Source organism: Halorhodospira sp. 9622 (assembly GCF_022228025.1).
In the GTDB taxonomy this organism is placed as follows: domain Bacteria; phylum Pseudomonadota; class Gammaproteobacteria; order Nitrococcales; family Halorhodospiraceae; genus Halorhodospira; species Halorhodospira halophila_A.
In genome coordinates, this window is record NZ_JAJNRE010000005.1 from 96482 (window position 1) to 119931 (window position 23450).

General features: G+C 70.2%; 19 protein-coding genes and 1 tRNA gene. 11 read left to right on the forward strand and 9 right to left on the reverse strand.

Annotation, left to right across the window (positions count from 1 at the left end; all coding sequences use genetic code 11):
• Positions 1 to 11: 11 nt before the first annotated feature.
• A complete protein-coding gene (gene queF / locus LRG07_RS04425) occupies positions 12 to 368 on the reverse strand; it encodes a preQ(1) synthase (RefSeq protein ID WP_238632720.1) in 357 nt (118 codons plus the stop codon).
• 71 nt (positions 369 to 439) lie between these two features.
• Between queF and smc the strand changes: the two genes are divergently transcribed.
• From smc to LRG07_RS04470, 9 genes are all read left to right on the forward strand, one after another.
• Entirely contained in the window at positions 440 to 3937 is a 3498-nt protein-coding gene (gene smc / locus LRG07_RS04430; RefSeq protein WP_238641872.1) for a chromosome segregation protein SMC, read from the forward strand.
• A 13-nt stretch (positions 3938 to 3950) separates the two neighbouring features.
• The gene (locus tag LRG07_RS04435; RefSeq protein WP_238641873.1) at positions 3951 to 5132 is read left to right on the forward strand and encodes a cell division protein ZipA C-terminal FtsZ-binding domain-containing protein; all 1182 of its coding nucleotides are present in this window, start codon (positions 3951 to 3953) and stop codon (positions 5130 to 5132) included.
• 23 nt (positions 5133 to 5155) lie between these two features.
• Positions 5156 to 7288 carry an NAD-dependent DNA ligase LigA gene (gene ligA / locus LRG07_RS04440; RefSeq protein ID WP_238641874.1) on the forward strand — a complete coding sequence of 711 codons (2133 nt, stop codon included), beginning with the start codon at positions 5156 to 5158 and terminating at the stop codon, positions 7286 to 7288.
• A gap of 98 nt (positions 7289 to 7386) precedes the next feature.
• Complete coding sequence (locus LRG07_RS04445) at positions 7387 to 8607, forward strand: efflux RND transporter periplasmic adaptor subunit (RefSeq protein WP_238641875.1); 1221 nt, start codon at positions 7387 to 7389, stop codon at positions 8605 to 8607.
• Positions 8604 to 11657 (forward strand): efflux RND transporter permease subunit, encoded by a 3054-nt coding sequence (locus LRG07_RS04450; protein ID WP_201171766.1) that lies wholly within the window; start codon positions 8604 to 8606, stop codon positions 11655 to 11657. The genes LRG07_RS04445 and LRG07_RS04450 overlap by 4 nt, the downstream gene beginning before the upstream one ends.
• Positions 11644 to 13164, forward strand: coding sequence for a TolC family protein (locus LRG07_RS04455; protein ID WP_238641876.1), 1521 nt, complete (start codon positions 11644 to 11646; stop codon positions 13162 to 13164). The genes LRG07_RS04450 and LRG07_RS04455 overlap by 14 nt, the downstream gene beginning before the upstream one ends.
• 25 nt (positions 13165 to 13189) lie before the next feature.
• Positions 13190 to 13684, forward strand: coding sequence for a DUF2867 domain-containing protein (locus LRG07_RS04460; RefSeq protein WP_201171763.1), 495 nt, complete (start codon positions 13190 to 13192; stop codon positions 13682 to 13684).
• A 77-nt stretch (positions 13685 to 13761) separates the two neighbouring features.
• Positions 13762 to 14355, forward strand: a complete 594-nt coding sequence (locus LRG07_RS04465) for a GNAT family N-acetyltransferase (protein WP_201171761.1) — start codon at positions 13762 to 13764, stop codon at positions 14353 to 14355.
• 51 nt (positions 14356 to 14406) lie between these two features.
• A complete protein-coding gene (locus LRG07_RS04470; RefSeq protein WP_201171750.1) occupies positions 14407 to 14988 on the forward strand; it encodes a carboxymuconolactone decarboxylase family protein in 582 nt (193 codons plus the stop codon).
• 22 nt (positions 14989 to 15010) lie between these two features.
• Here the strand turns inward: LRG07_RS04470 and LRG07_RS04475 are convergent, their stop codons facing one another.
• The 5 genes from LRG07_RS04475 to amrB form a co-directional block, all read right to left on the reverse strand.
• Positions 15011 to 16213, reverse strand: coding sequence for an MFS transporter (locus LRG07_RS04475; protein ID WP_238641877.1), 1203 nt, complete (start codon positions 16211 to 16213; stop codon positions 15011 to 15013).
• Positions 16210 to 16776 (reverse strand): TetR/AcrR family transcriptional regulator, encoded by a 567-nt coding sequence (locus tag LRG07_RS04480; protein ID WP_238632705.1) that lies wholly within the window; start codon positions 16774 to 16776, stop codon positions 16210 to 16212. The genes LRG07_RS04475 and LRG07_RS04480 overlap by 4 nt, the downstream gene beginning before the upstream one ends.
• A 472-nt stretch (positions 16777 to 17248) precedes the next feature.
• Positions 17249 to 17337, reverse strand: a tRNA-Ser gene (locus tag LRG07_RS04485).
• Between the two features lie 44 nt (positions 17338 to 17381).
• A complete protein-coding gene (gene amrA / locus LRG07_RS04490; RefSeq protein ID WP_201171741.1) occupies positions 17382 to 17984 on the reverse strand; it encodes an AmmeMemoRadiSam system protein A in 603 nt (200 codons plus the stop codon).
• The gene (amrB, locus tag LRG07_RS04495; RefSeq protein ID WP_201171739.1) at positions 17971 to 18777 is read right to left on the reverse strand and encodes an AmmeMemoRadiSam system protein B; all 807 of its coding nucleotides are present in this window, start codon (positions 18775 to 18777) and stop codon (positions 17971 to 17973) included. Before amrB ends, amrA begins: the two co-directional genes overlap by 14 nt.
• A 91-nt stretch (positions 18778 to 18868) precedes the next feature.
• Here amrB and amrS point away from each other — a divergent pair, with 91 nt between their 5' ends.
• Positions 18869 to 19984 carry an AmmeMemoRadiSam system radical SAM enzyme gene (gene amrS / locus LRG07_RS04500; protein ID WP_201242913.1) on the forward strand — a complete coding sequence of 372 codons (1116 nt, stop codon included), beginning with the start codon at positions 18869 to 18871 and terminating at the stop codon, positions 19982 to 19984.
• On the opposite strand, the gene LRG07_RS04505 is transcribed toward amrS, so the two are convergent.
• The gene (locus LRG07_RS04505) at positions 19981 to 20661 is read right to left on the reverse strand and encodes an NBR1-Ig-like domain-containing protein (RefSeq protein WP_201171737.1); all 681 of its coding nucleotides are present in this window, start codon (positions 20659 to 20661) and stop codon (positions 19981 to 19983) included. The genes amrS and LRG07_RS04505 overlap by 4 nt on opposite strands.
• A 338-nt stretch (positions 20662 to 20999) precedes the next feature.
• Between LRG07_RS04505 and LRG07_RS14025 the strand changes: the two genes are divergently transcribed.
• Positions 21000 to 21938: a GGDEF domain-containing protein gene (locus LRG07_RS14025; RefSeq protein ID WP_238641878.1), complete on the forward strand. Its 939-nt coding sequence runs from the start codon at positions 21000 to 21002 to the stop codon at positions 21936 to 21938.
• Here the strand turns inward: LRG07_RS14025 and dinB are convergent.
• Both dinB and LRG07_RS04520 read right to left on the reverse strand, forming a co-directional pair.
• The gene (gene dinB / locus LRG07_RS04515) at positions 21922 to 22992 is read right to left on the reverse strand and encodes a DNA polymerase IV (protein ID WP_201242911.1); all 1071 of its coding nucleotides are present in this window, start codon (positions 22990 to 22992) and stop codon (positions 21922 to 21924) included. The two genes, LRG07_RS14025 and dinB, sit on opposite strands and share 17 nt — an antisense overlap.
• An 11-nt stretch (positions 22993 to 23003) precedes the next feature.
• The gene (locus tag LRG07_RS04520; RefSeq protein ID WP_201171713.1) at positions 23004 to 23438 is read right to left on the reverse strand and encodes a small multi-drug export protein; all 435 of its coding nucleotides are present in this window, start codon (positions 23436 to 23438) and stop codon (positions 23004 to 23006) included.
• Positions 23439 to 23450: the final 12 nt, after the last annotated feature.

The following is a 23450-nucleotide window of genomic DNA, read 5'->3' on the forward strand; positions in this document are numbered from 1 at the left end:
CGCCCCTGGGGTCAGCGGCCGTGGTGCTCCACCTCGACCGTGGTCCAGATCCCGCCGCGCACGTTGAAGTGCGCCGTCAGCTTCATGTAGCGCGGCTGCGTGGCGTCGACCAGGTCGGCGAGGATCTGGTTGGTCAGCGCCTCGTGGAACCCGCCTACTTCGCGGTAGGACCAGATGTAGAGCTTCAGCGACTTGAGTTCGACGCAGTGCCGGTCCGGGGTGTATTCCAGGTTGAGCGTGGCGAAGTCGGGCTGGCCGGTCTTCGGGCACAGGCAGGTGAACTCCGGGATCTCCATCCGGATGGTGTAATCCCGCTCCGGGTTGGGGTTTGCGAAGGTCTCCAGGGCGTTCGAGGGTTCAGTCGACATGGCTTTCCAAGGGTCCGGTGAGGCTTGATAATGGTCCGTTATCCTAACCGGACGCGCCCGTCGTCTCTACGATGCATCTCAAGCGGATCAAACTCGCCGGCTTCAAGTCCTTCGTGGACCCCACTTCGGTGCCCCTGCCCGGACGCATGGTCGGCGTCGTGGGGCCGAACGGCTGCGGCAAGTCGAACATCATCGACGCCGTGCGCTGGGTCATGGGCGAGAGCTCGGCCAAGCACCTGCGCGGCGAGTCCATGAGCGATGTCATCTTCAGCGGCTCGAGCGCCCGCTCGCCGGTGGGGAAGGCGAGCATCGAGCTCATTTTCGACAACACCGACGGGGCCATCGGCGGCCAGTACGCCGCCTACAACGAGATCTCCGTCAAGCGCCAGGTCAATCGCGAGGGGCAGTCGCAATACGCCCTCAACGGCACCCGCTGTCGGCGGCGCGATATCTCGGATGTCTTCATGGGCACCGGCCTGCGGCCGCGGGGCTACACCATCATTGAGCAGGGCATGATCTCGCGGGTGATCGAGTCCCGCCCCGAGGAGCTGCGCGTCTACCTCGAGGAGGCTGCGGGCATCTCCGTCTATAAGGAACGCCGTCGCGAGACCGAGCGCCGCATCCGGGATACCCGCGAGAACCTGGAGCGGCTTGAGGATGTCCGCGATGAGGTCCACAAGCAACTCGAGAAGCTGCGCCGCCAGGCCGAGACCGCCGAGCGCTACCGCTCCTACAAGGCTGAGGAGCGGCGCCTACGCGGTGAACTCTCGCTGTTGCGGCTGCGTGATCTGGATCAGCGCATCGCCGAGCGCGACGCCAGCATCCGCGAGCAGGAGAACCAGCGCGAGTCGGCGGTGGCCGAGCAGCGCCGCGCCGAGCGTGAGATCGAGGCCCTGCGCGAGTCGGCCCGGGAGCGCCACGAGGCGCTGAACACCATCCAGGGCCGCTACTACGAGATCGGGGCCGAGATCGCCTCGGTGGACGAGCGCATCCAGAGTGCCCGCGACCTGCGTCGCCGGCGGGAGGAGGAGCTGGCCGAGGCCCGCCGTGCGCTGGAGGAGCTGGACGCCACGGTGACCGCTGATCGGGACAAGCGCGCGGTCCTCGAGGAGCGGGTCGAGGAGCTGGAACCGGCCCTGGAGGCGGCCAGCGAAGAGGAGCAGGTGGCGGAATCCGCTCAGGAGGACGCTCGCGGGCGCCTGGATGCCTGGCGCGACGAGGCCGACGCCGTCCGCGCCGAGCAGACCTCGGCGCAGCGGCGCGAGGAGGTGGAGCGGACTCGTCATGACGCCGCCGCCCGCCGGGTCCGTGAGCTCGACGAGCGCATCGAGGCCCTCGACGACGAGCGCGACTCGGTGGATCTGCACGCGCTGGAGAGCGCCATCAGCGAGTTGGAGTCGGAGGAGGAACAGCTCTCCGCCGAACTTGAGGACCTGCAGCAGCGCCGCGATGCCGCCGCCGAGGAGCTGGAGACCCGCGCCGCCGAGCGGGACGAGGCGGCCCGGGAGTTGGAAGCGGCCCGCGAGGCGGTCTCCGGGACGCGGGCCCGGCTGACCTCCCTGGAGACCCTGCAGGAGTCGGCCCTGGGCCGGCGCGGGGACGATCGCCACGCCTGGCTCGAACGCCGCGGCTGGGCCGCCGCCCCGCGCCTGGCCGAGACGGTCCGTGTCGATGCCGGCTGGCAGCGGGCGGTGGAGGCGATCCTCGGTGACGCCCTGCAGGCTGTCTGCATCGAGCCGGAATTCCTGCCCAGCGAGGGGGCCCCGGACGGCGGGCCGCTGACCCTGGTCGGCGAGGCCCAGTTGCTGCCGGCACCGGCCGAGGATCGCCTGGCGGCGCATGTTCACGGCAGCGAGGCGGCCCGCGAGCTGCTCGCCGGGATCCGCTGCGCCCCGGACGCCGCCACGGCCGAGGCCCTGCGCCCCGAGCTGGCCGCCGGCGAGACGGTGGTCACCCCCGACGGGGTGTGGATGGGCGCCAACTGGGTGCGCCTGCCCGGGCAGGAGGACGCCGAGAGCGGTGTGCTCGAGCGCGAGCAGGAGATCCAGGCTCTGCGCGAGGAGGTGGAGAATGCCGAGGCGCGGGTCCAGGAGGCCGAGGGCCGGCTGGCCGACGCCCGCGGCGGGGCCGCCGAGGCCGAGCGCCGGCGCGATGAACTGGCTGCCGAGCTTGGTCCGCTGCACCGGCGCCACGCCGACCTGCAGGCTCGTCTGGAACACCGCCGCGAGTCCCTCGAGCAGGCTCGGAAGCGGCGCGAGGAGCTGTCCGGAGAGCGCAGCCGCCTGGTCGAGCAGCGCGATGCGGCCAGCGAGGAACAGGAGGAGGCCGCCGCCGCTGCCGAGGAGGCCGCCGCCGCTGCCGCCACGGCCGCCGAGCGCGCCGCCGAAGTCGAGGCGCAGCAGCAGGATCAGCGCGAGCAACTCGAGCGCGCCGGCGAGCGGCTGCGCGAGGCCCGTGAGCGGCGCTACGATCTGGCCGGCAAGCTCGAGAGTGCCCGCACCGCCCTGGAGTCCGTGCGCGAGCAGCTGCGCCGCTCCGAGGAGCAGCGTGAGCGCTACGACCGCCGTCGGGCGGAGCTGGAGACTGCTCTGGGCGACGATGAAGACCCGGTTGCCGAATTGACCGAAAAGCGCGAGACCCTGTTGGCGCGCCGGTCCGAAGCGGAGGCGCAGCTGACCGAAGCGCGCAGCGAGGCTGAGCATCTGGATCATCAGCTGCGCGAGCAGGAGCAGGCGCGGGCCGAGGCCGAGCAGCGGGCCGAGCAGTTGCGCGAGGGGCTGGAGGGGCTGCGCCTGGAGACCGGCGAGCTGCGCGTCCACCGCAGCCACGAGGCCGATGCCCTGGCCGAACTCGGCGAATCGGAGGCCGAGGTGGCCGAGCGCCTGGCCGCGGATGCCACCGTCGCCGCGTGGGAGCAGGCCCTGGAGCAGGTCAGCGAGCGTATCCGGCGCTTGGGATCGGTAAACTTGGCGGCCATCGACGAGTGCCAGCAGCTGGAGGAGCGCCGCGGCTATCTGGACGAGCAGCACGCTGATCTCAACGAGGCGCTGGAGACCCTGGAGACGGCGATTCGCCGCATCGACCGGGAGACCCGGGCGCGTTTCCGTGAGACCTTCGATCAGGTCAACGAGGGGCTGGGGCGGTTCTTCCCCCGGTTGTTCGGGGGCGGGCGCGCCTATCTGGAACTGACCGACGACGATCTGCTGTCCACCGGGGTGGTGGTCATGGCGCAGCCGCCGGGCAAGCGGGTATCGAGCATCCATCTGCTCTCCGGCGGCGAGAAGGCGCTGAGTGCGGTGGCGCTGGTTTTTGCCATCTTCAACCTCAACCCGGCGCCGTTCTGTCTCCTCGACGAGGTGGACGCCCCGCTGGATGAGGCCAACGTCGGTCGTTTCTGCGATCTGGTCGAAGAGATGTCCGAGAAGGTCCAGTTCGTGCTGATCACCCACAACCGGACCACCATGGAGCGGGCCTCCCACTTGCTCGGGGTCACCATGAACGAACCCGGCGTCTCGCGGCTGGTTGCGGTGGACGTGGACGAGGCGCTCGATATCGCCGAGGCCGGATAACGGAGAGAGACCCATGGATGCGATGCGTTGGACGATCCTGGGCGTAGGGGTGCTGGTGTTGCTGGCGATCTACGCCTTCGGCCGGTGGCGGGATCGGCGCCGCCGGCACGCCGAGCAGAAGCCGGCCGCCGCGGCGGCGGGTAGCGCACAGGGGCGCGGGGGCGTCGCCGGCGCCGGCGAGGAAGGGGGTGGCGGCGATTTGCGCCCCGGCCAGTCAGAGCGCCCGGTGATCGATGACGATGAGCTGCGCGGCATCGACGATCTCCTTGCCGAGCGGGAAGAGCTGGCCCCGGAGGAGCTCGACCTGGGGTTGGATCTGGGCGAACGGCCCGCTGCGTCGGGTGCGACGCCGCAGACGGGCGAGCAGGGCGACGATCGGCCCTGGTGGCAGTCCGCCGAGGCAGCCGCCGGCGAACCGGACGAGCGAACCGGCACGCCGCACCGCTCCGCTGCCGCCGAGGCGGAACGCGCCGGCCTGGCACCAGCCGGGGAGCAGCCCCAGGCGGCGGCCGGTGAACCCGTAGGGGCGGGGGCGGACGCCGCCGGAAGCGGTTCGCAGCCAGCGGGGCATGCCGACGCGGAGCCGGGCGGGGCAAGCGACGCCGTGAGCGGGGCAGAGAAGTCGGAGCCGTCGCCGGCAGGGAGGGGCGGCGGGACGGCCACCGCCGGGGTCGAGGAGCCGGCGCCGCTGAAGCTATCGCCGGCCTCGCAGGTGGAGATCGCCGCCTACCGCAGTGGCGATGTCGAGGAAGCGGAGAAGATCCTGGTGGCGTTTGTGGCCGCCCCGGAAGGCGAGCGTTTCCGGGGGCCGGCGATCGAGCGGGCCCTGCGGCGGGTGCGCATGGTTCCGGGCGAGCAACGCATCTGGCACCGCCGCGGGCAGAGTGAGACGGGGCGAGTGACCCTGTTCAGTGCGGCGAGCATGGTGGAGCCGGGGTATCTGGACCCGGAGGAGACGCTGCCGGGCCTGGAGACCCCGGGGCTGGTGTTCTTCATGCAGCTACCCCTGCCAGTGGATGGCGAGCAGGTGCTCGACGCGATGCTGGCCACGGCCTACCAGGTATCCGTGGAACTCGGTGGCGAGTTGCTCGATAGCACCCGTTCCACCATGACGCAGCAGATCGCCGAGCACATGCGCGAACAGCTGCGCGAGCACCGGCGGCGGCTGCACATCGCCGTGCATAAGCGCCAATAAGACCCACCCGACAAGGAGCGAGCGTGGCTGAATCGACGCCGTCCCGCGAGCAGGCGCAGCGACGCGTGGCCGAGCTGCGCGCCGAGATCGCCGAGCACGATCACCGCTACTACGTCCTCGACCGGCCGAGCATCTCGGATACCGAGTACGACGCCCTGTTCGCCGAGCTGCAGCGCCTGGAGGCGGCCTACCCCGATCTGGCCACCGCCGACTCGCCCACCCGGCGGGTGGGCGGGACCGTGCAGGAGGGCTTCGCCGCCGTCGCCCATGACACCCCCATGCTCTCGCTGGACAACGCCTTCGAGGGCGAGGATCTGGTCGAGTTCGACCGCCGCATCCGCGACCGGCTCGGCGTGGCCAGCGTGCTCTACACCGGTGAGCCGAAGCTCGACGGCATCTCGCTGAGCCTGACCTACGAGGACGGTGTGCTGGTGCGTGCCGGGACCCGGGGCGATGGGCAGAGCGGTGAGGACGTGACCCACAACGTGCGCACCGTCGGCAGCGTGCCGCTGCGCCTGCGCGGCAGCGGCCATCCGGCGCGGCTTGAGGTGCGCGGCGAGGTGGTGATCCGAAAGGAGGATTTCGAGCAGCTCAATCAGGCCCGTCTCGAGGCGGGCGAGCGGCCCTTCGCCAACCCGCGCAACGCTGCCGCCGGGTCGCTGCGGCAGCTCGACCCGCGGATCACCGCGCAGCGACCGCTGACCCTGTTCACCTTCGGCGTCGGCGAGCCGCTGGCGCTGGGGGTGGCCACCCACTGGGAGGTGCTCGAGCGCCTGGCCGAGTGGGGCTTTCGCACCACCGCGCCGCTGGAGCGCCTGGAAGGCGTGGCCGCGTGCCAGGCCTACCGCGAGCGGCTCATCGAGGACCGGGATGCACTGCCCTTCGAGGTGGACGGCGCCGTGTTCAAGGTCGATGACCTGGCCGCCCGCGAGCAGCTCGGCTTCACCGCCCGCGCCCCCCGCTGGGCCCTGGCCTTCAAGCTCCCGGCCCGGGAGGCGACCACCGTGGTCGAGCGGATCGTCCCCTCGGTGGGACGCACCGGCAAGGTCACCCCCCTGGCCCGGCTGCAGCCGGTGGAGGTGGGTGGTGTCACCGTTGCCCGCGCCAGCCTGCACAACGCCGACGAGCTGGCGCGCATGGACGTGCGCGAAGGCGATACCGTCATGGTGCGCCGTGCCGGCGACGTCATCCCGCAGATCACCGCCGTGATTCCCGACAAGCGCCCGCCGCAGGCCGAGCCGTGGCGCTTCGAGGAGCGCGTGCAGACCTGCCCGGAGTGCGGCTCGGCGGTGCAGCGCATCGAGGGCGAGGCGGCCCACCGGTGTGTGGGCGGCCTCTACTGCCCCGCGCAGCGCGAGGGGGCCATCCTCCACTTCGCCTCCCGCCGCGCCCTGGACATCGACGGGCTGGGCGAGAAGATCGTCGAGCAGCTGGTGGCCAAGGGGCTGGTGGCCGACCTGGCTGATCTGTTTCGCCTGAGCCACGCCCAGTTGGCCGGGCTCGAGCGTATGGGCGACAAGTCCGCCGATAACCTCCTCGCCGCCCTCGAGCGGGCGCGGCGTACAACGCTGGCGCGGTTCCTCTACGCCCTCGGGATTCCCCATGTCGGTGAGGTGACCGCGCGCCGCCTGTCCGAAGCGGCCTACGGTCTGACGGCCGCGATCCCCCGCGGCGATTTGGGCCGGCTGCGAGAGGCCGCCGGCGTGGAAGCGGGGACGGCGATCACCAGCGAGGCGCTGTTGCGGGTGATGGCGGCCCCGGCCGAGGAGCTCGAGGCCGTGGAGGATGTCGGCCCGGTGGTGGCGCGGGCCATCGCCGGCTTCTTTGCCGAGCCCCACAATCGCGACGTGGTCGATCACCTCTGCGCCGCCGGGGTCCGCTGGCCTGAGCCGGAACCGCCGGAGCAGGTCGCCGCGTCATCCCTGGCCGGCTGCACCCTGGTGCTCACCGGCACCCTGGAGGGCCTGACCCGGGACGAGGCCAAGGCCGCCATCGAGGCGTGTGGCGGTCGGGTGACCGGCAGCGTCTCGAGCCGGACCGACTACCTGGTGGCGGGGGCGGATGCCGGCAGCAAGCTGAACAAGGCCCGGGAACTCGGTGTCGAAATCCTCGATGAAGCCGGCCTGCGGGAACTGCTCGGCGAGCGCGGGGCGTAGCCACTGGGCAGCGGGCCTGGGCCGGTTTTCCCCGAAGCGGCCCAGGGGATTGGTATACTTTGCCGCACCTCTCCAACCGGTGAACCGATCGAGACTCCATGCCCGTCAGAGCCCGTAGCCGCATCCAGACCTTCCTCCTGTGGGGCGCCAGTGCCCTGATCGTGATCGGTGCCGTGGCGCTGTTCCGCGCCGACCTGGGTACCGGCGCCGGCCCCGGCGGGGAGCGCGAGAGCGCCGCCGTAGCCGTCGAGGTCGAACCGGTGGAGCGTCGCGACCTGAAGGATGTGCGCCGCTTCGACGGCAACCTCGAGGCGAATGTGCGCTACGAGCTCGCCCCCAAGGTCACCGGTGAGCTGCGCAGCCTGGAGGTGCGCATCGGTGACACCCTCGAGCCCGGCGACCTGATCGCCCGGCTCGATGATCAGGAGGTGGCGCAGGAGGTGGCCGAAGCCGAGGCTGGCCTCGAGGTAGCACGCGCGCAGCTGGCCGAGAGCCAGGCGGCCCTGGCCTCCGCCGAGCGCGACCTCAACCGCACCCGCGAGCTGAGGGAGCGCGAGATCGCATCCGCCGCCGAGCTGGAGGCGGCCGAAGCCCAGGTGGCCGCCGAGCGCAGCCGCGTGCAGGTGGCGCGCGCGCAGATCGCCCAGCAGCAGGCGGCGCTGAGCGCCGCGCAGATCCGCCGCTCGTTCACCGAGATCCGCGCCGACTGGGACGACGGCGAGCGGGTGGTCGGCGAGCGTTTCAAGGACCCCGGTGCCACGGTCAGCGCCGGCGAGGCGATCCTGACCCTGCTGGATGTCTCGCAGCTGCGGGCCGAGGCGTTCGTCACCGAACGGGAGTACGCCCGCCTGATGCCCGGCCAGGCCGCGCGGCTGCGCGTCGAGGGCTACCCGGATACCGATTTCCCGGCCGAGGTGGCTCGCCTGGCCCCGCTGTTCAGCGCCACCACGCGCCAGGCCCGGGTGGAATTCACCGTGCCCAACCCCGAAGGCCGCCTGCGTCCGGGCATGTTCGCCCGCCTGGCGGTGGAGGTCGGGCGCGCCGAGGACGTGGTCACCGTCCCCCGCGAGGCGGTCATCCAGCGCGGCGGCCGGTCCTCGGTCTTTCTGCTCAAGGAGGCCGAGGAGGGTCCGCCGCGGGTGCGCCTGGTGCCGGTGGAGACCGGTCTGCGTGCCGGGGGGCGCGTCGAGGTGCGCCCGCAGGCGGAGGGCGAGGCGCCCCTGAGCGGCGCCGTGGTGACCCTCGGTCAGCACCTGCTCGCCGACGGCAGTCGCGTCGAGGTGGTCGGCGAGCCGGGTAACGAGGTGGCCGCGCCGTGAAGATCGCCGCCTTCTGCGCCCGGCGTCCGGTCTTTACCGTGATGGTCACGCTGATCGCCGTGACCCTGGGCCTGAACGCCCTCGACCGGCTGCCGGTGGACCTGCTGCCGGAGATCGAATACCCCACCCTGCGCATCTCCACCAACTACCCGGGCGCGGGCCCCGAGGAGGTGGAGTCGCAGATCGTCGAGCCCATCGAGAACGCTGTTGCCCCGGTGGCCGGGGTGGAGCGCATCGAATCGGTCTCCGCCGAGGATCAGGGCGACGTCAGCCTCTCCTTTGCCTGGGGGACCGATCTGGAGGCCGCGGCCAACGACATCCGCGAGCGGCTGGATCGGATCGTCCGCGATCTGCCGGACGAGGCCGATCGGCCGCGGCTGCGCTTTCTGGACCTCTCCGACCGTCCCGTTCTGGTTATCGGTTTGTCCGCCGAGCTCGATCCCATCGAGTTGCGCTCTCTGGCCGAGGACCGCATTCGCGACCGCCTGGAGCGGGTGCCCGGGGTCGGGGCCCTGGATATCTGGGGCGGTCTTGAGCGAGAGATCGAGGTTGCAGTGGATCCGGGGCGTCTGCGCGCCGCGCAGCTCTCCCTGGAGGATGTTCGTGAGGCCATTGCGGATGCCGACTTCGAGGTGGCCGCCGGGCGCCGGGCGGAGGGCCGCCTGGAACTCGGGCTGCGCGTGCCGGGGCGGGTGACCGACCTCGACGCGCTGCAGGGGTTGCCGGTGGCCCGCGGGGAAGACGGATCGCTGGTCCGGCTGGGGCAGTTGGCGCAGGTCCGCGACACTCACGAGGAGGAGACGCGGCGTATCCGCATCGACGGTGAGCCGGGGATCCGCCTGGCGGTCCGCGGTCGCTCCGACGCCAACACCGTGGCGACGGCAGAGCGGGTGCGCGCGGAACTGGAGCAGCTGCGCAACGAGTTGCCCCAGGTCAGCCTGACGCCAGTGCGCGACACCGCCGTCTATATCGAGCGCTCGATGCAGAACCTGGGGCGGGCGATCCTGCTCGGCGGTGTGCTAGCGCTGGTGGTGCTGCTGATCTTCCTGCGCGACCTGCGCGCCGCCATGGTGGCCGCGGTGGCCATCCCGGTGTCGCTGGTCACCACCTTCGCCCTGGTCTACTTTGCCGGTTTCACCCTGAACCTGATGACCCTGGGTGGGATCGCCCTGGGCGTGGGGCTGATGGTCGACAACGCCATCGTGGTGCTGGAGTCGATCATGGCCCGCCGCGAGCGCGGCCTGGCCCCTTATGAGGCGGCGGTCAACGGCACCCTAGAGGTGGCTCCGGCGGTGACCGCCAGCACCCTGACCACACTGGCTATCTTCGTGCCGCTGGTCTTTCTCGAGGGGATCGCCGGGGCGCTATTCACCCAGCTCGCCTGGGTGGTCGGCTTCGCCCTGTTCGGCTCACTCATTGTGGCCTTCACCGTTGTGCCGATGCTCGCCGCCCGATTGCCCCAGCGCTCCGAAGGGGTGGCCCGGGTGGCCTGGTACCGAGCACTGGAGCGTGGCTACCGGCGTCTGCTCGGCGGTGTGCTCAGTCGCCGCGGCGCCGTGATGGGCCTGGCCACGGCGCTGGTGGTGCTGGCGGTGGCTATCGTGCCGCGGCTCGGCACCGAGCTCATGCCCGGCACCGACGAGGGCGACATCCGCATGAGCTTCGAGTGGGAGCCGGGGGTTTCGCTGGCGTTCATGGACGAGCGCATGCGCCGGATCGAGCAGCGGGCCGTCGCCATGGTGCCCGAGGCCGAGCACTGGGTCTCCAGTTCCGGCACCGGCGGCTTCCGTGCCGGCGGCGGGGACACCAGCCGCCTGGACTTCTCCCTGGTCTCGGTCACCGAGCGCGATCGCAGCACCGAAGAGGTGGCCGACGAGCTTCGCGAGGCCTTCCAGGCCACCCCCGGCGCCGAGGTGCGCGTGCGCGCCCGGCAGACCCGGCCGACCCGCGGTGGCTTCGGCGCCGAGGGCGAGGAGCTGACCATCGAGGTCTTCGGCTTCCAGCGCGAGACCCTGGACCGCGTGGCCGGCGCCATGGAGGAGCGGGTCAGCCGGGTGGAGGGGGTCACCGACGTGCGCACCGGTCAGGACCGCTCGGCGCCGGAGGAACAGCTGCACATTGACCGGGCCCGGGCGGCGGATATGGACGTCTCGGTCAGCCGCATCGCCAATACCATCGAGGTGGCCGTGGCGGGTGCCCGCGCCGGGCTCTATCGGGATACCGGCGAGGAGGTGGCGATCCGTGTGCGCCTGGCCGATGCCCGGCAGATCGAGCGTGAAGAGCTGCTCGATCTCACCGTGCCCAACCGCAGCGGTGAGCCGGTGGCTCTGCGCAGCCTGGTCAATGTGGTGGAGGGCGAGTCGCCGCTGACCATCGAGCGGCGCGACCGCCAGCGGGTGACCACGCTGCAGGCCAACATCAGCGGCCGGGATCTCGGTTCGGTGGTGGCCGACGCCCGCGCCGAGCTGGCCGGGGTCCCGGTGCCGCGTGGCTACGGCTGGCGCATCGGTGGCGACTACGAGGAGCAGGCCGAGGCGCTGCAGCAACTGACCATCACCCTGCTGCTGGCGGTGGCCCTGGTCTACATGGTCATGGCCTCGCTCTACGAATCCCTGCGCAATCCCCTGGTGGTGATGTTCACGGTGCCCCTGGCCGGTGTCGGCGTGGTGGGGATGCTCTGGGCCACCGGCACCACCATCAGCGCGCAGTCGTTCATCGGCATCATCCTGCTCGCCGGGATCGTGGTGAACAACGGCATCCTGCTCGTCGACCGCGCCAACCGCAGCCTGGTCCGCGGGGCCCCGCCGCGTCAGGCGGTGCTCATCGCCGGGCGACGACGGCTGCGCCCGGTGCTCATGACCTCGCTGACCACCGGCCTGGCCCTGCTGCCCTTGGCACTGGGCATTGGCGAGGGCGCCGAGGCGCAGGCCCCCATGGCCCGCGCCGTGCTCGGCGGTTTGATCACCGGCACCCTGATCACCCTGGTGGTCATCCCGGTGGTCTTCACCCTGTTCCACTCGGCGAAGGGCAGACGGCATGCGATGGTGTGACTGCGGCTGGCGCCGCCCGCTGACCGGCGGCCTGCTCCTGGGCGCGGCGCTGCTGCTCGCCGGCCGCGTGGTGGCCGGCGGCGACGAGGCGTGGGAGCTGAGCCTGGAGGAGGCGGTCTACAGCGCCGTCGAGCACAACCCGGCGCTCCAGGCCGAGCGCCTCGGCCCGGTGGCGGCGGGCACCTTTGAGCAGATCGAGCTGGGGGCGTTCGATCCGGAAGTCTTCCTAGAGGGGGACTACCGGCGGCGGCAGCTGGAGCAGATCGGCCTTGAGACCGGTCGGGCGCGGGATACCGATCGCACCGACGTCGGGCTCTCGGCCGGCATCAGTCAGCGTCTGCCTATGGGGGCCGAGTGGCGCCTGTCGGCGGTCCAGGACTTCGACGAGGATCGTGAAACCGGGCAGGAGCTTCATACCAGTGGCCTGCAGCTACGGCTCAGCCAGCAGCTCCTGCAGGGCCGGGGGCGAGCGGTCAACCTGGTCAGCCTGCGCCAGGCGGAGCTGGAAACCCTGCGCTCGGAGCACGAGCTGCAGGGCTTCGCGCAGCAACTGGTGGCGGACGTGGAGTCGGCGTATTGGGATTTCGTGCTCGCCGACCGCGAGATCGCCATCTTCGAGGAGTCCCTGCAGCTGGCCGAGCAGGAGGTGGAGCGGGCCGAGCAGCGGATCGAGCTGGGCGACCTGGCCGAGACCGAGCTGGCCCCGCTGGAGTCCGAGGCCGCCCTGCGCCGCCAGGAGCTGATCGATGCGCGCAGCCGCCGCGAGGCGGCGCGGCTGGAGCTGCTGCGCTTGATCGGCAGCGAGGATCAGCTCCAGGAGGATCGAGAGATCGAGCCCCTGACCGACCCCGAGCGCCTGGTCGTCGAGCCCGATCCGGTGGCCGAGCACCTGGCCCTGGCCCTGGAGCGGCGCCCGGAACTCAATCAGGCCCGCCTGGATCTGCGCAGCGAGAACCTGCAGGTTACCCGGACGCGGAATGGCTTGTTGCCCGAGCTCGAGTTGTTTATCCAGTTGGGCAGCAGTGGATATGCCGATTCTTTCAGCGGTGCGCCCCGGGACCTGGACGGGTCCAGCTACGACGCGCAGGTGGGGATTTCCCTGGGACGCTCGCTGACCAATCGCGCCCCTGAGGCGGAGCACCGCCAGGCGCTGACCCTGCGCAACCAGGCCAATCTGAGTCTGAGCAATATGGCCCGCTTGGTGCGCCACGATGTCCGCACGGCCCATCTGGAGCTGCAGCGGGCGGCCGCCCAGATCGAGGCGAGCCGTGCCACCCGCCGTGCCCGCGAGGAGCAGGTGCGCGCAGCAGATGAGCGCTTCCGGGCCGGGGATGCGACCGCCTTCGCCGTGGTCCAGGCCCAGCGCGATCTGCTCGAGAGTCGGATCAGCGAGGCGGCGGCGCAGGTGGAGTACCGCACCGCGCTGGTCGAACTCTACCGGCTGGATGGTACGCTGCTGGAGCGTCGCGGCATACAGGCGGCGACCGACGAGGGTGCGCCGCACTGAGGCGGATACCAAGGAGCCGTGGCCCATGACCAACCCGCTGGACTACCCGCGCTTTCCCTTTCGTGCCGGGGCGAGCGCGATGACCACGGCCCCCCTGTCGGCGGTCTGGGAGCAGTGCGTGTCGATCGGCGGGCCCAACCGCTACTACTACATGAACCCGCTGTGGAGCCTGCGCGAGTCGTTGGATGCGCTGCTCGGCGGTCGCGGGCTCAGCCGGGGGCGGCCGCTGCATACCGACCTGCGCCCCGGCGATGTCATCGACTCATGGCGGGTGCTGGTGGTGGAGCCGCGGGAGCGTCTGGCGTTGGGCTTCGGCATGAAGGCCCCGGGGACCGGGGTGCTGGAGTTCACCGTCCGGCCCCATGAGCAGCAGACCCGCGTGCGGGTGACCGCGTATTGGTCCCCGCGGGGGGTGCCCGGGCGCATGTACTGGTACGCCATGGAGCCCGCCCACGCCATCCTGTTCAAGGGGCTGGCCCGCGCCATCTGCCGCCGCGCGGAGACGCGGGCGAGTGGTTGAGCCCCTTCTTTGACACACCGCAAGCGCGTGCCGGATCCTGATCCCTTCTGAACCGCATTGTCGGGAGCTGGAGGACCATGAGCGAGCCGCACATCGAATACCTTCAGGGCGAGGAGATCGGCCAGCGTTTTGAGCAGATCGCCGCGCTGCGGCTGCAGGTCTTCCGGGAATGGCCCTACCTCTACGACGGCAGCATGGAGGAGGAGCGGTACTTCCTGCGCTTTTACCTCGACGCCCCGTGGGCGTTGGCCACCGTGGTTGTGGATGGCGACGAGGTGGTCGGGCTGTCGACGGCCATGCCGCTGACGGACGAGTCCCCGCGGATCCAGAAGCCGTTTATCGATGAAGGCTTCGATCCGGGGCAGGTGTTCTACCTGGCCGAGTCGATCCTCCTACCGGCCTATCGCGGCCGGGGGTTCTACCGGCACTTTTTCGATGTCCGGGAGCGCCATGCTCGAAGCTGTGGCGACTACCAGTGGGCCACCCTGTGCACTGTGGTCCGTGATCCGGCCCATCCGCTCCGCCCGGCGGACTACCAGCCACTGGACCCCGTCTGGCGGCACTTCGGGTATACGCCCCGCGAGGAGCTGATCGCCTACTACCCTTGGAAGCAGGTCGACGAGCCTGCGGAGACCGATAAGCCCCTGCAGTTCTGGATCAAGCAGTTGTGAAGGCGCTGCGGCGGGATCCCGGCCGAGGGCGTGGCCGGACGGGGAGGAGTGATGCGCATCGAGCCCAAGCCTCTGAACGCCTATCCCTGGTACCTGCGCCCGTTCTTCTGGAACCAGCGCCGCAAATACGGTGAAGTCCTCCAGCCGGGGCTGCTTTGGGGGCGCTCGCCCAGGGTCTTTGCCGCCTTGGCTCTGCTTTTCGGTGCCCTGGAGCGCAGACGCAGCCCCCTGGATCCGGCGCTGCGCTCGCTGGTTACCGTCCGTGTGTCACAGATCAACCACTGCGCGTTCTGCATCGATATCAATACCCGCACGCTGAACCGGCGCGGCGTTGACTGGACGAAGATCACTGCGCTGTCCGAGTGGCGGCAAAGCGATGCCTTCGACGAGCGTGAGCGGGCCGTGCTGACCTACACGGAGGCCATGACCTGCAGTGATGCCGGGGTTCGGGATGAGCACGTTGACGCCTTGCGGCCCTACTTCGACGAAGACGGGCTCGTGGAGCTGACCGGTCTGATCGCCTTCCAAAACATGTCGAGCAAGTTCAACAGCGCCCTCGACGTGCCGGCCCAGGGGTTCTGTCAGGCGCCTGGCAGGAGCCGGGTGAAAGGCGGCCGGCCCGGCGCCGACTGAGCCGCGCCGCCCGGTGCCGCGTTTACGTTCGGGTTGCCGACGGCGGTGGCCCCTCCACGGCAGCCCCGTCCGGTGCCGTGCGCGGGAAGAGGAACGAGGCCGCCGCCACGAGGAGTGCGAGCGTTGTGAAGGCCACGAACGCCTCCGTGTAGCCGGCCTGCGCGATGGCCCAGCCGACCAGCGGCGATCCGAGGGCCTGGCCGACGGTGATCGCCAGGAAGGGGACCACCGGTCCCAGCGAGGGCCGTTGACGCAACAGTCGGACGCCGGTAACTAAGTACAGTCCGGTTAGGGTCATGAACGCCCAACCGAAGACGCCGGCCGAGAACAGCGCGATCCACCACTCGCCCGGGGCGATGGCCACGAGCCCGGTGGCAGCGCCGAGGGCGACCAGCGCCATGGCCTGGGTGGTGGGGGCGCCAAACCGGTCGCCGAGGTCACTCGCCCACGCCCCGGCTAGACCGGTGATGCCGACGGCCAACCAAAGCAGCCCGGTGAGCCTCTCGGGAAGATCGCCCATTTCCACGACCAGGTCGGGCGCGAAGATCCAGTAGGCGGACGAGGTCAGGCCCATCGCGACGCAGAACACGGTCAGCCCGACCACTGGCAGCCACCGCCCGGGTTCGGAGGCCCCGGAGGCCGGAGCGTTGTCGCCGGGCTGCGCCCTTGCCGTCTTCGGGATCAGGAACAGGGCGGCAATGACGCCCATGGCTGCGAGGGCCGCGAACGAGCCGTAGGCCAGGCGCCAGGCCCCGCTGAGCAGTAGTACCGTGGGGACGCACAGGATCAGGCCGAAGCTGGTGCCGGCGTTCATCACGGCGTTGACCCGCCCGCGGAGGTCGGCCCGCACGGCCACCTGCGCACCGGCGGACAGCGCCGGCATCATTAGCCCGGTGGAGATGCCACAGGCGAAGACGCCGGCGCCGAGCGTCAGCGCGTCAGCCGCCTGGCTGATCAGCATAAGGCCACCGAACGCAAAAAGACCGGAGACCACGGCCGCGTAGCGCGGACCGAGGCGGTCGACGATGGGTGACGCGATCAGGCTGGCGAAGCAGAAGCTGACAAAGGCCATCGAACTGATGACGCCGACGGCGTCTGCCGAGAGCCCCAGCTCTGTGCGGATGGCGGGGACGAACAGCCCGAACGCGTATCGGGCGAGCCCGAAGGCGACCGCGATCAGTCCGGCCCCGAGAACAGCGTAGCCGACAGCACCCACGGGCCTCATGATTCCGCACCCTGCGCAGTCGCGAGGACGGCGGGGATAATCCCCTGCAAGTGCTCGGTGGCGGCGGCCGCGCCGAGCACCGGGACCAGGGCGTTGGCCCCCTCAAGCACCATCAGCAGGCGTTCCGCCAGCCTCGGATCGCCTCTCGAGCGGTCGCGTTCCAGGGCGTCGCCGATGACGGCGAGGAGCTCGCGCTTGAGCCGGCGACCCTGCTCGGCGATCGCCGGATGATCCTGCTCGTACTCGGCGATGGCCTTGAGGACAATGCACCCGCGACCGGGGGTGGTCTCCAGCCAACGGCAGTGGCGTTGTGCCAGTGCGGTGACGGCCTCACCCGGCGCCGCGTTGTCGACGGCAGCGCGCAGATCCTGGAGATAGCGCTCGTAGCGGCGGGCGAGCACCGCCTCCACCAGTGCCTCCTTGGATGGGAAGTGGTTGTACAGCGTCATCCGGGCGACCCCCGCCTGGGTGATGACGCGGTCGATACCCGTGGCGTGGAAGCCGGCCGAGTAAAAAAGCCGCTCGGCCGTGTCGAGCAGATTTTCGCGCTTGCTGTTGATCATGCGATACACCGGATCAGATAGAACGATCTGTCTAGTCTGGGGTAGAGGTCGCGACCTCGTCAATGGACCGGGCTGCGCTCACGCCTCCTCTTGCTCCTGCGGCGGCGGATCCGTGAAGCTCAGCGAGCTATAGCGGGCGAAATACAAGCGTCGGGGACCAGTGATTCGGCGGCAGGCCAACTTTGTTGCCGGGCCGTCGTGGTCGCACCGCTCGCTCAAGGCCGAGGGATTGCTATGGGCGGCTGATTGATCGTGTGCAGATGCCCGGAGGGGATGCGGGGGAGCGACGGGGTGGGGCCGCTGGCAGCGCCGCCGATCATCAGTGCCGGTGCGGCGAGGGTGATCAGGCGTTGCGGCAAGATTGCCTCCGGTTGGTTGCTTCCATCATGGATGAACCGTGAAGGCACGCCTCACTCTCGCCCGCAGGCGCAAGGCGTACACTCCCGGGAAGGCGGTGAGAAGGTTGGGAAGATGGCGGAAGGGGAGGGATTCGAACCCCCGGTGGGCAGGGCCCACAGCTGATTTCGAGTCAGCCGCCTTCGTCCGCTCGGCCACCCTTCCTAAGCCTTTTAGGATAGCCAGTAAGGGCGGGCTGCTGCAAGGGGTTACGGCGCGCGTGGTGTGTCGGTGAAGGTGACCGAGCGGTAGCGCGCGAATTGCAGGGTCCTGGACCAGTAGTCCGGGGGCAGGCCGGCCTTGAGCTTGAGCTGAGCGAGGAACTCCTGCGGGTCCGGTAGGCCCTCCCAGACCGCGGGCAGGAAGGTGGCGCGGCGCAGACCGTCGTGGAGGATCAGGCCGTCCTCGCCGGGGACCAGCTCTTCGAGCAGTTGCGCCTCGTGCTCCACCTCCAGGGGTTCGGCCTCGCCGAGGACGGCGACCTTGACGGTCAGCGCGTCGAGTTCTTCGCGGGTGACGGGGTCGAAGCGCGGATCGCTAAAAGCGGCCTCCAGGGCCGAGTCCATGACACTGCGCACCAGCGGTTGGCGGGGCACCAGGCTGCCCATGCAGCCACGCAGCACGTCGCCCTGGTGGAGTGAGACGAAGGCGGCCCCGGGCCGGGTCAGGGCCTCCGGCAGGCCCGAGGCGATGGGCAGCGGCTCGCCCACCTCCTGCTGGTGGGCGATGTTCTGCCGGGCGAAGCGGGGCAGGAGGGCGCCGTGCTCCGACGGGACGTCGGTGCCGATGGGAGTTTGCTCAGTGGAAGACATAGCTGCCATACCCTACGACCGAGGAGCGATCGCCGGTGACATCGCCGGAGTTGCATTGCGCAATCGTCTGCGCCTGCAGGCCGTGCTTGCGCGCGAACCACAGCAGCCCGCGCAGCGGGGCGGCGCCGCAGGCCCGCTGCGGGGTGATCTGCTCGAAGGTGCCGGCCTCGATGGCCGCGGTGGTCTCGGCGTCGAGCTGCCGGGCAGTGGGGTCGTCGTGGAAGTGGCTCAGGTCCGAGCTGACCACCACCAGGGTGTCCGGTTGCCAGAAACGCTCGATCAGGCGGCCGCACGCCTCGGCCGGACCGCGGCCGACCACCAGGGGGAGAACGTCGAAGTCCTCGAGCAGGGTCTGCAGGAAGGGCAGATGGACCTCCAGGCTATGCTCGCGTGCGTGGGCCGTGTCGTCGATGTGCACGCTATCCAGTGCCAGCGCCTTTCGGCGCAGGGTGTCGCTAACGGGCACCGTGCCTAGCGGGGTCGCCAGGGCGTCGGCCATCGGCAGGGCGATGCCGCTGAGGTCGACGAAGTGGGCCGGTCCGAGCAGCACCACGTGGCGCAGTTGCTGGCGGATCGGGGCGATGCGCTGATAGCCCCGCGCCGCGGCGGCACCCGAGAACGGGTAGCCGGCATGGGGGAGCACCATGGCGCGGGGGGCCCGGGCCGGGTCCTGTTCCGGCTCGCCGGCCTCGGCGAGCAGTTCCTGGACGGACCGGCGCAGGGCTTCCGCCTCGCCGGGGTAGAAGCGTCCGGCGACGGCAGGGGGGCGAACCGAGGGCGTGGTCTCGTGCATGGGCGTGACCTCCCGTGGCGAAGGAACCGCAATGTCGATGAACCCGTCTAAACTTTAGACGATTCAACCCGAGCGCGGTTTCCGAGCGATCATGAATCAGACCACGACCCCTGTACCAAGAGAGCGCGATCCCGCGGACCCGTCCGTCGTGGCCACGCGTTTCTGGAGCCGGTGTGACGACGGGCGGCTCCAGTGCGACCTCTGTCCGCGCCACTGTCGCCTGAAGGACGGGCAGCGGGGGCTGTGCTTCGTGCGTATGGCCCGGGGCGGGGAGGTGGTGCTGACCACCTACGGCCGCTCCAGCGGCTTCTGTATCGACCCCATCGAGAAGAAGCCGCTCAACCACTTCCTGCCCGGCTCGTCGGTACTCTCCTTCGGCACCGCCGGCTGCAACCTCGCCTGCAAGTTCTGCCAGAACTGGGACATGAGCAAGTCCCGGGAGATGGACATCCTCGCCGATCGTGCCGAGCCGGAGCAGATCGCCGACGCCGCGGCGGCCCAAGGGGCGCAGAGCGTGGCCTTCACCTACAACGACCCGGTCATTTTCCACGAATATGCAGTGGATGTGGCGGCGGCGTGCCGGGCGCGCGGCATCCGCACGGTGGCGGTGACCGCCGGGTATATCTGCCCGGAGCCCAGGGCGGAGTTCTTCGCTGCCCTGGATGCTGCGAATGTCGACCTCAAGGCGTTCAGTGAGCGTTTCTATCACCGTCTGACCGGCGCCCACCTGGCACCGGTGCTGGATACCCTGCGCTACGTTCGCCACGAAACCGATTGCTGGCTTGAGCTTACCACGCTGCTGATCCCCGGTGAGAACGACAACGATGCCGAGATTGAGGCCATGGCGCAGTGGGTGCTGGAGCACCTCGGCGCGGATGTGCCGATGCACTTCACGGCCTTCCATCCGGCCTTCCGGATGGTGAACCATCCGCGAACGCCGCCGCAGACCCTGAGCCGTGCCCGGGAGATCGCCCTAGCGCAGGGGTTGCGCTATGTCTACACCGGCAACGTCTACGACCCGGAGGGCAGTGCCACCTACTGCCACGCCTGCGGCGAGCGGCTCATTGAGCGCGACCGGTACGAACTCGGTGCCTGGCGGCTGGACGCCGCCGGCGCCTGCCGGCGCTGCGGGGAGCCGTGCGCCGGGGTCTTCGAGGCCCGCCCCGGGCGCTGGGCGGGGCGGCGCCTGCCCTTGCGTTTCAGCTAGTCGCTGCTGGCTTCCCCGGTCCCCGAGGCGGTGCCGATCGGCGCAATCACGCGGACCTTCGCCCAGACCCCTCGTGCGTCCGGGAAGCACAGGGATCCGTCGGCGAAGGTCATCTTCCAGTACGAGATGACCGTGGCGGGGGTCTGCGGGGCGGTGAAGTCGACCTGCAGCGTGACCCGCTCCCCGGGGTCGACCCGCGGGAGCGGTACCGAGGGTTGCAGCGGTACCAGTCGGGCGCCGATCTCCCGGGGGGTACCGGCCGTATCCAGGATGCGGATGTCGTCATCCTGACACGTGAGATAGCGGTCGACCCACGGCTGGTCGCCGAGATTCTGGAGCTGCCAGCCCTTGCGGAAGCGGCTACCCGCCAGCACCGGAGCGCCGTCCGGGTAGTTGAGGTCGCCGATGAAGCCGCTGCGGTCGAGGCCGTTCTCGACGGTCTCCGTGACCCCCGTCGCGTTGGGGTCGTTGCGGAACATGGGCTCGAGCAGTGCCAGCGGGTGGACCTCCAGCGCGTTGGCGATGCGGACGATGGTGCTCATGCTCGGATAGCGCCCCGGTTGCCAGGCGTCGTAGAGGGCCTGACGGCTCATGCCTGCCCGCCGGGCCAGCTCTGCCAGCGGGAGCCCTCGCTCCCGGGCGGTCTTGCGGATGTACTGCTCCAGTTCCGTCTGCATGAGCTCGGGTTTCGTCTTCGTCCGTGGATTAAGCGTAGCCCCGCTGACGGGATGGACTAGGGTAGTGGGCTTTAATCCTTTTTCATAGTAGGGAAACTGGCGCAACTGTCCAGCGATCTGGACGACTCGCACGCCTTGCATGGTCATCCACTGTATAAGGGGGCTACGATCCCCTCGGAAGCTGGCCGAAGTCAGGGCAGTGCAGTTTCGGGTGCGAAGGCTCCTGCCTGTCGGTTCGGCCCGATACGGGGGGCTGTACTGCCCTGACTTCGGCCAGCTGGGGCAGGGCGGAGCCTGGATCCGCCAGCGGTCTGGAATGGACTTCCGAGGTGGTTTGCGTGCGAGGGATCCCGCTGTGTTCCCTGATTGTCTTCGGTGGGCTGGGTCTTGCCCTGGTTTTCGGTGTCGCCTTCACCGCAGCCGGGACGTATCTCGGCCCAGAGAGCCACGCTGCTGAGCCGGCCCGCACGCATCCCGCTTTGCTCACCGCCCACCCGTCGCTCCCCGGCCTGCTGCGCATGCCGGAGGGCGGGCAAGCACCGGCTGGCACGTCGACCTACCTCGTGGCGCTCATCTCAGCCGGGGCAGGCTTCACCGTGGTGGGCCTGTTCGGCCTGTGGCTGCGCCGGCAACTGGTCGTTCCGCTGCAGGAGGCAGCCCGGTCCATCGAGGTTGGGGCGCCGATGCGCCTGCGGGGGATGGCCGGGGCCGTGCGCGAGCTGCGCATGGTCGAGGAGCGCTACAACCGCGCTCGAGAGGCCATGAAGCAGCGCATCGAGGCGCTGGACGAGCAGCTGCATACCGACTGGCTGACCGGGGTGAGCAACCGGCGCGGCCTCGAGGAGGCCTTGCTCGTGGAGTTGGATCGGGCGCGGCGCTCCGGGGCCCCGGTCAGCCTGGTCTTCCTGGATCTCGATGGCTTCAAGGCGCTGAATGATGAGCAGGGCCACGAGTCCGGGGATCGGGCCCTGCAGCAGGTGGCCAGACTGCTGCGCCGGCGCGTACGCGAGGCCGATGCGGTGGCGCGCTGGGGCGGCGACGAGTTCGTGATTCTCTGCCGGGACACCGACTTGGCCGGGGGCGAGGCGTTGGCCCATGCGCTCGCCCGACGCCTGGCGCAGTGGCCGCGGATGCCGGGTGGGTGTCGGGCAAGCATCGGGGTGAGCGCCTGGCAGCCCGGAGAGGGTTTCCGCGAGTTGATTGCCCGTGCCGACGAGGCCATTTACGACGCCAAGCGCCAGGGTGGTGGGCGCGTCTGCGTCAGGTCAGGTCGCTAAAAAGGTCCTGTTCGCGTTGTCTCGGTTGCAGCCCCGAGAGGCTCACGCCGAGCAGCCTGACCGCCCGGGACCCGGCCTCGGTCTCCGCGAGCAGGGCGGGGATCAGGGCCTCGATGTCCGCCGCCCCGGCGACCGGCCCGTGCGGGGAGACCCGCCGCGTGATGGATTCGAAGTCGGCGTAGCGCAGCTTCAGTGTCACCGTCCGGGCCACCACGCCTTGGCTCTCCAGGCGCGTAGCCACCTTGGCGATGAGCGGAGCCAGCCGCTCGCGGATCTCTTCCGGATCCCGGGTGTCATCCCCGAAGGTGCGTTCGGCACCGATGGATTTCCGTGGTCGGCGCCGCCGGACGGGGCGGTGGTCGATGCCGCGGGCGGCGTCGTGCAGGGTGCCGGCGCGGTTGCCGAGGAACACGTGCAGATCGGCCAGCTCCCAGTCGAGCAGGTCGCCGACCCGGGTGATGCCGAGGCGCTCGAGCCGGGCGGCGGTGGCCGGCCCGACGCCGTGAAGCCTTCGGATTGGCTGAGCGGTGACGTACGCCGGTCCCTGTTCGGGTGGGACGACGTAGAGGCCGTCCGGCTTGCCCTCGTCCGAGGCGAGCTTGGCCAGCAGCTTGTTGTAAGACACCCCCGCCGATGCCGTCAGGCCGGTCTCCTCGCGGATGCGCCGGCGGATCGCCTGGGCCATGTGGGTGGCGGATCCGTGGAAGCGCTGCGAGCCGGTGACGTCCAGGTACGCCTCATCCAGCGAGAGCGGCTCGATGGTGGTGGCGAAGTCGGCAAAGATGCCGTGGATCTGCCGCGAGATGGCGCGGTAGTGGTCGAAGCGCGGGCGCAGGAAGATGGCGTCCGGGCACAGGCGGCGGGCCCGGGCAGCCGGCTGCGCCGAGCGAATGCCGAAGGTTCGCGCCTCGTAACTCGCCGCGGCGACCACCCCTCGCCCGTCGGGGGACCCTCCCACCACCACCGGTCGTCCACGCAGGCTCGGGTTGTCGCGTTGCTCCACCGAGGCGTAGAAGGCATCCATGTCGATGTGGATGATCTTGCGCGCGGTCATCGCTATAACGCTCAGTCCGCTCGGGTCAGCCACTCCACGCCGGCGGCGGTCACCACCCCGGTGACCACCGCCCAGATGGCCAGGCTACCGATCATCCACTGCGCCGTCTGCCGCCGCCAGGCGCCCAGGGCCAGGGCCATAACTGCCGCCAGGTGGATGCCGGTGAGCACTGGCCCGAGCAGCGCCAGTCCGGGCAGCCCGTAGCGATCCCAGACTCGAGTGGCGCGGTCGCTCCAGCGCCGGCGCACCGGCCCGCGGCGGCGCTCCCACCAGCGAAACAGGGCGATGATGGCGAAAACCGGCAGCGCGTTGCCGATGAATGCGACTACGGTGAGCGGGGTCACCGAGAGCCCCATGGCTGCGCCCATGGGAATGACGACCATGAGCTCCACCCACGGAGTGGCGGCGAGCAGGAAGACGACCGAGTACTTGAGCAGCAGTTCCATAGAGGGGGCCGG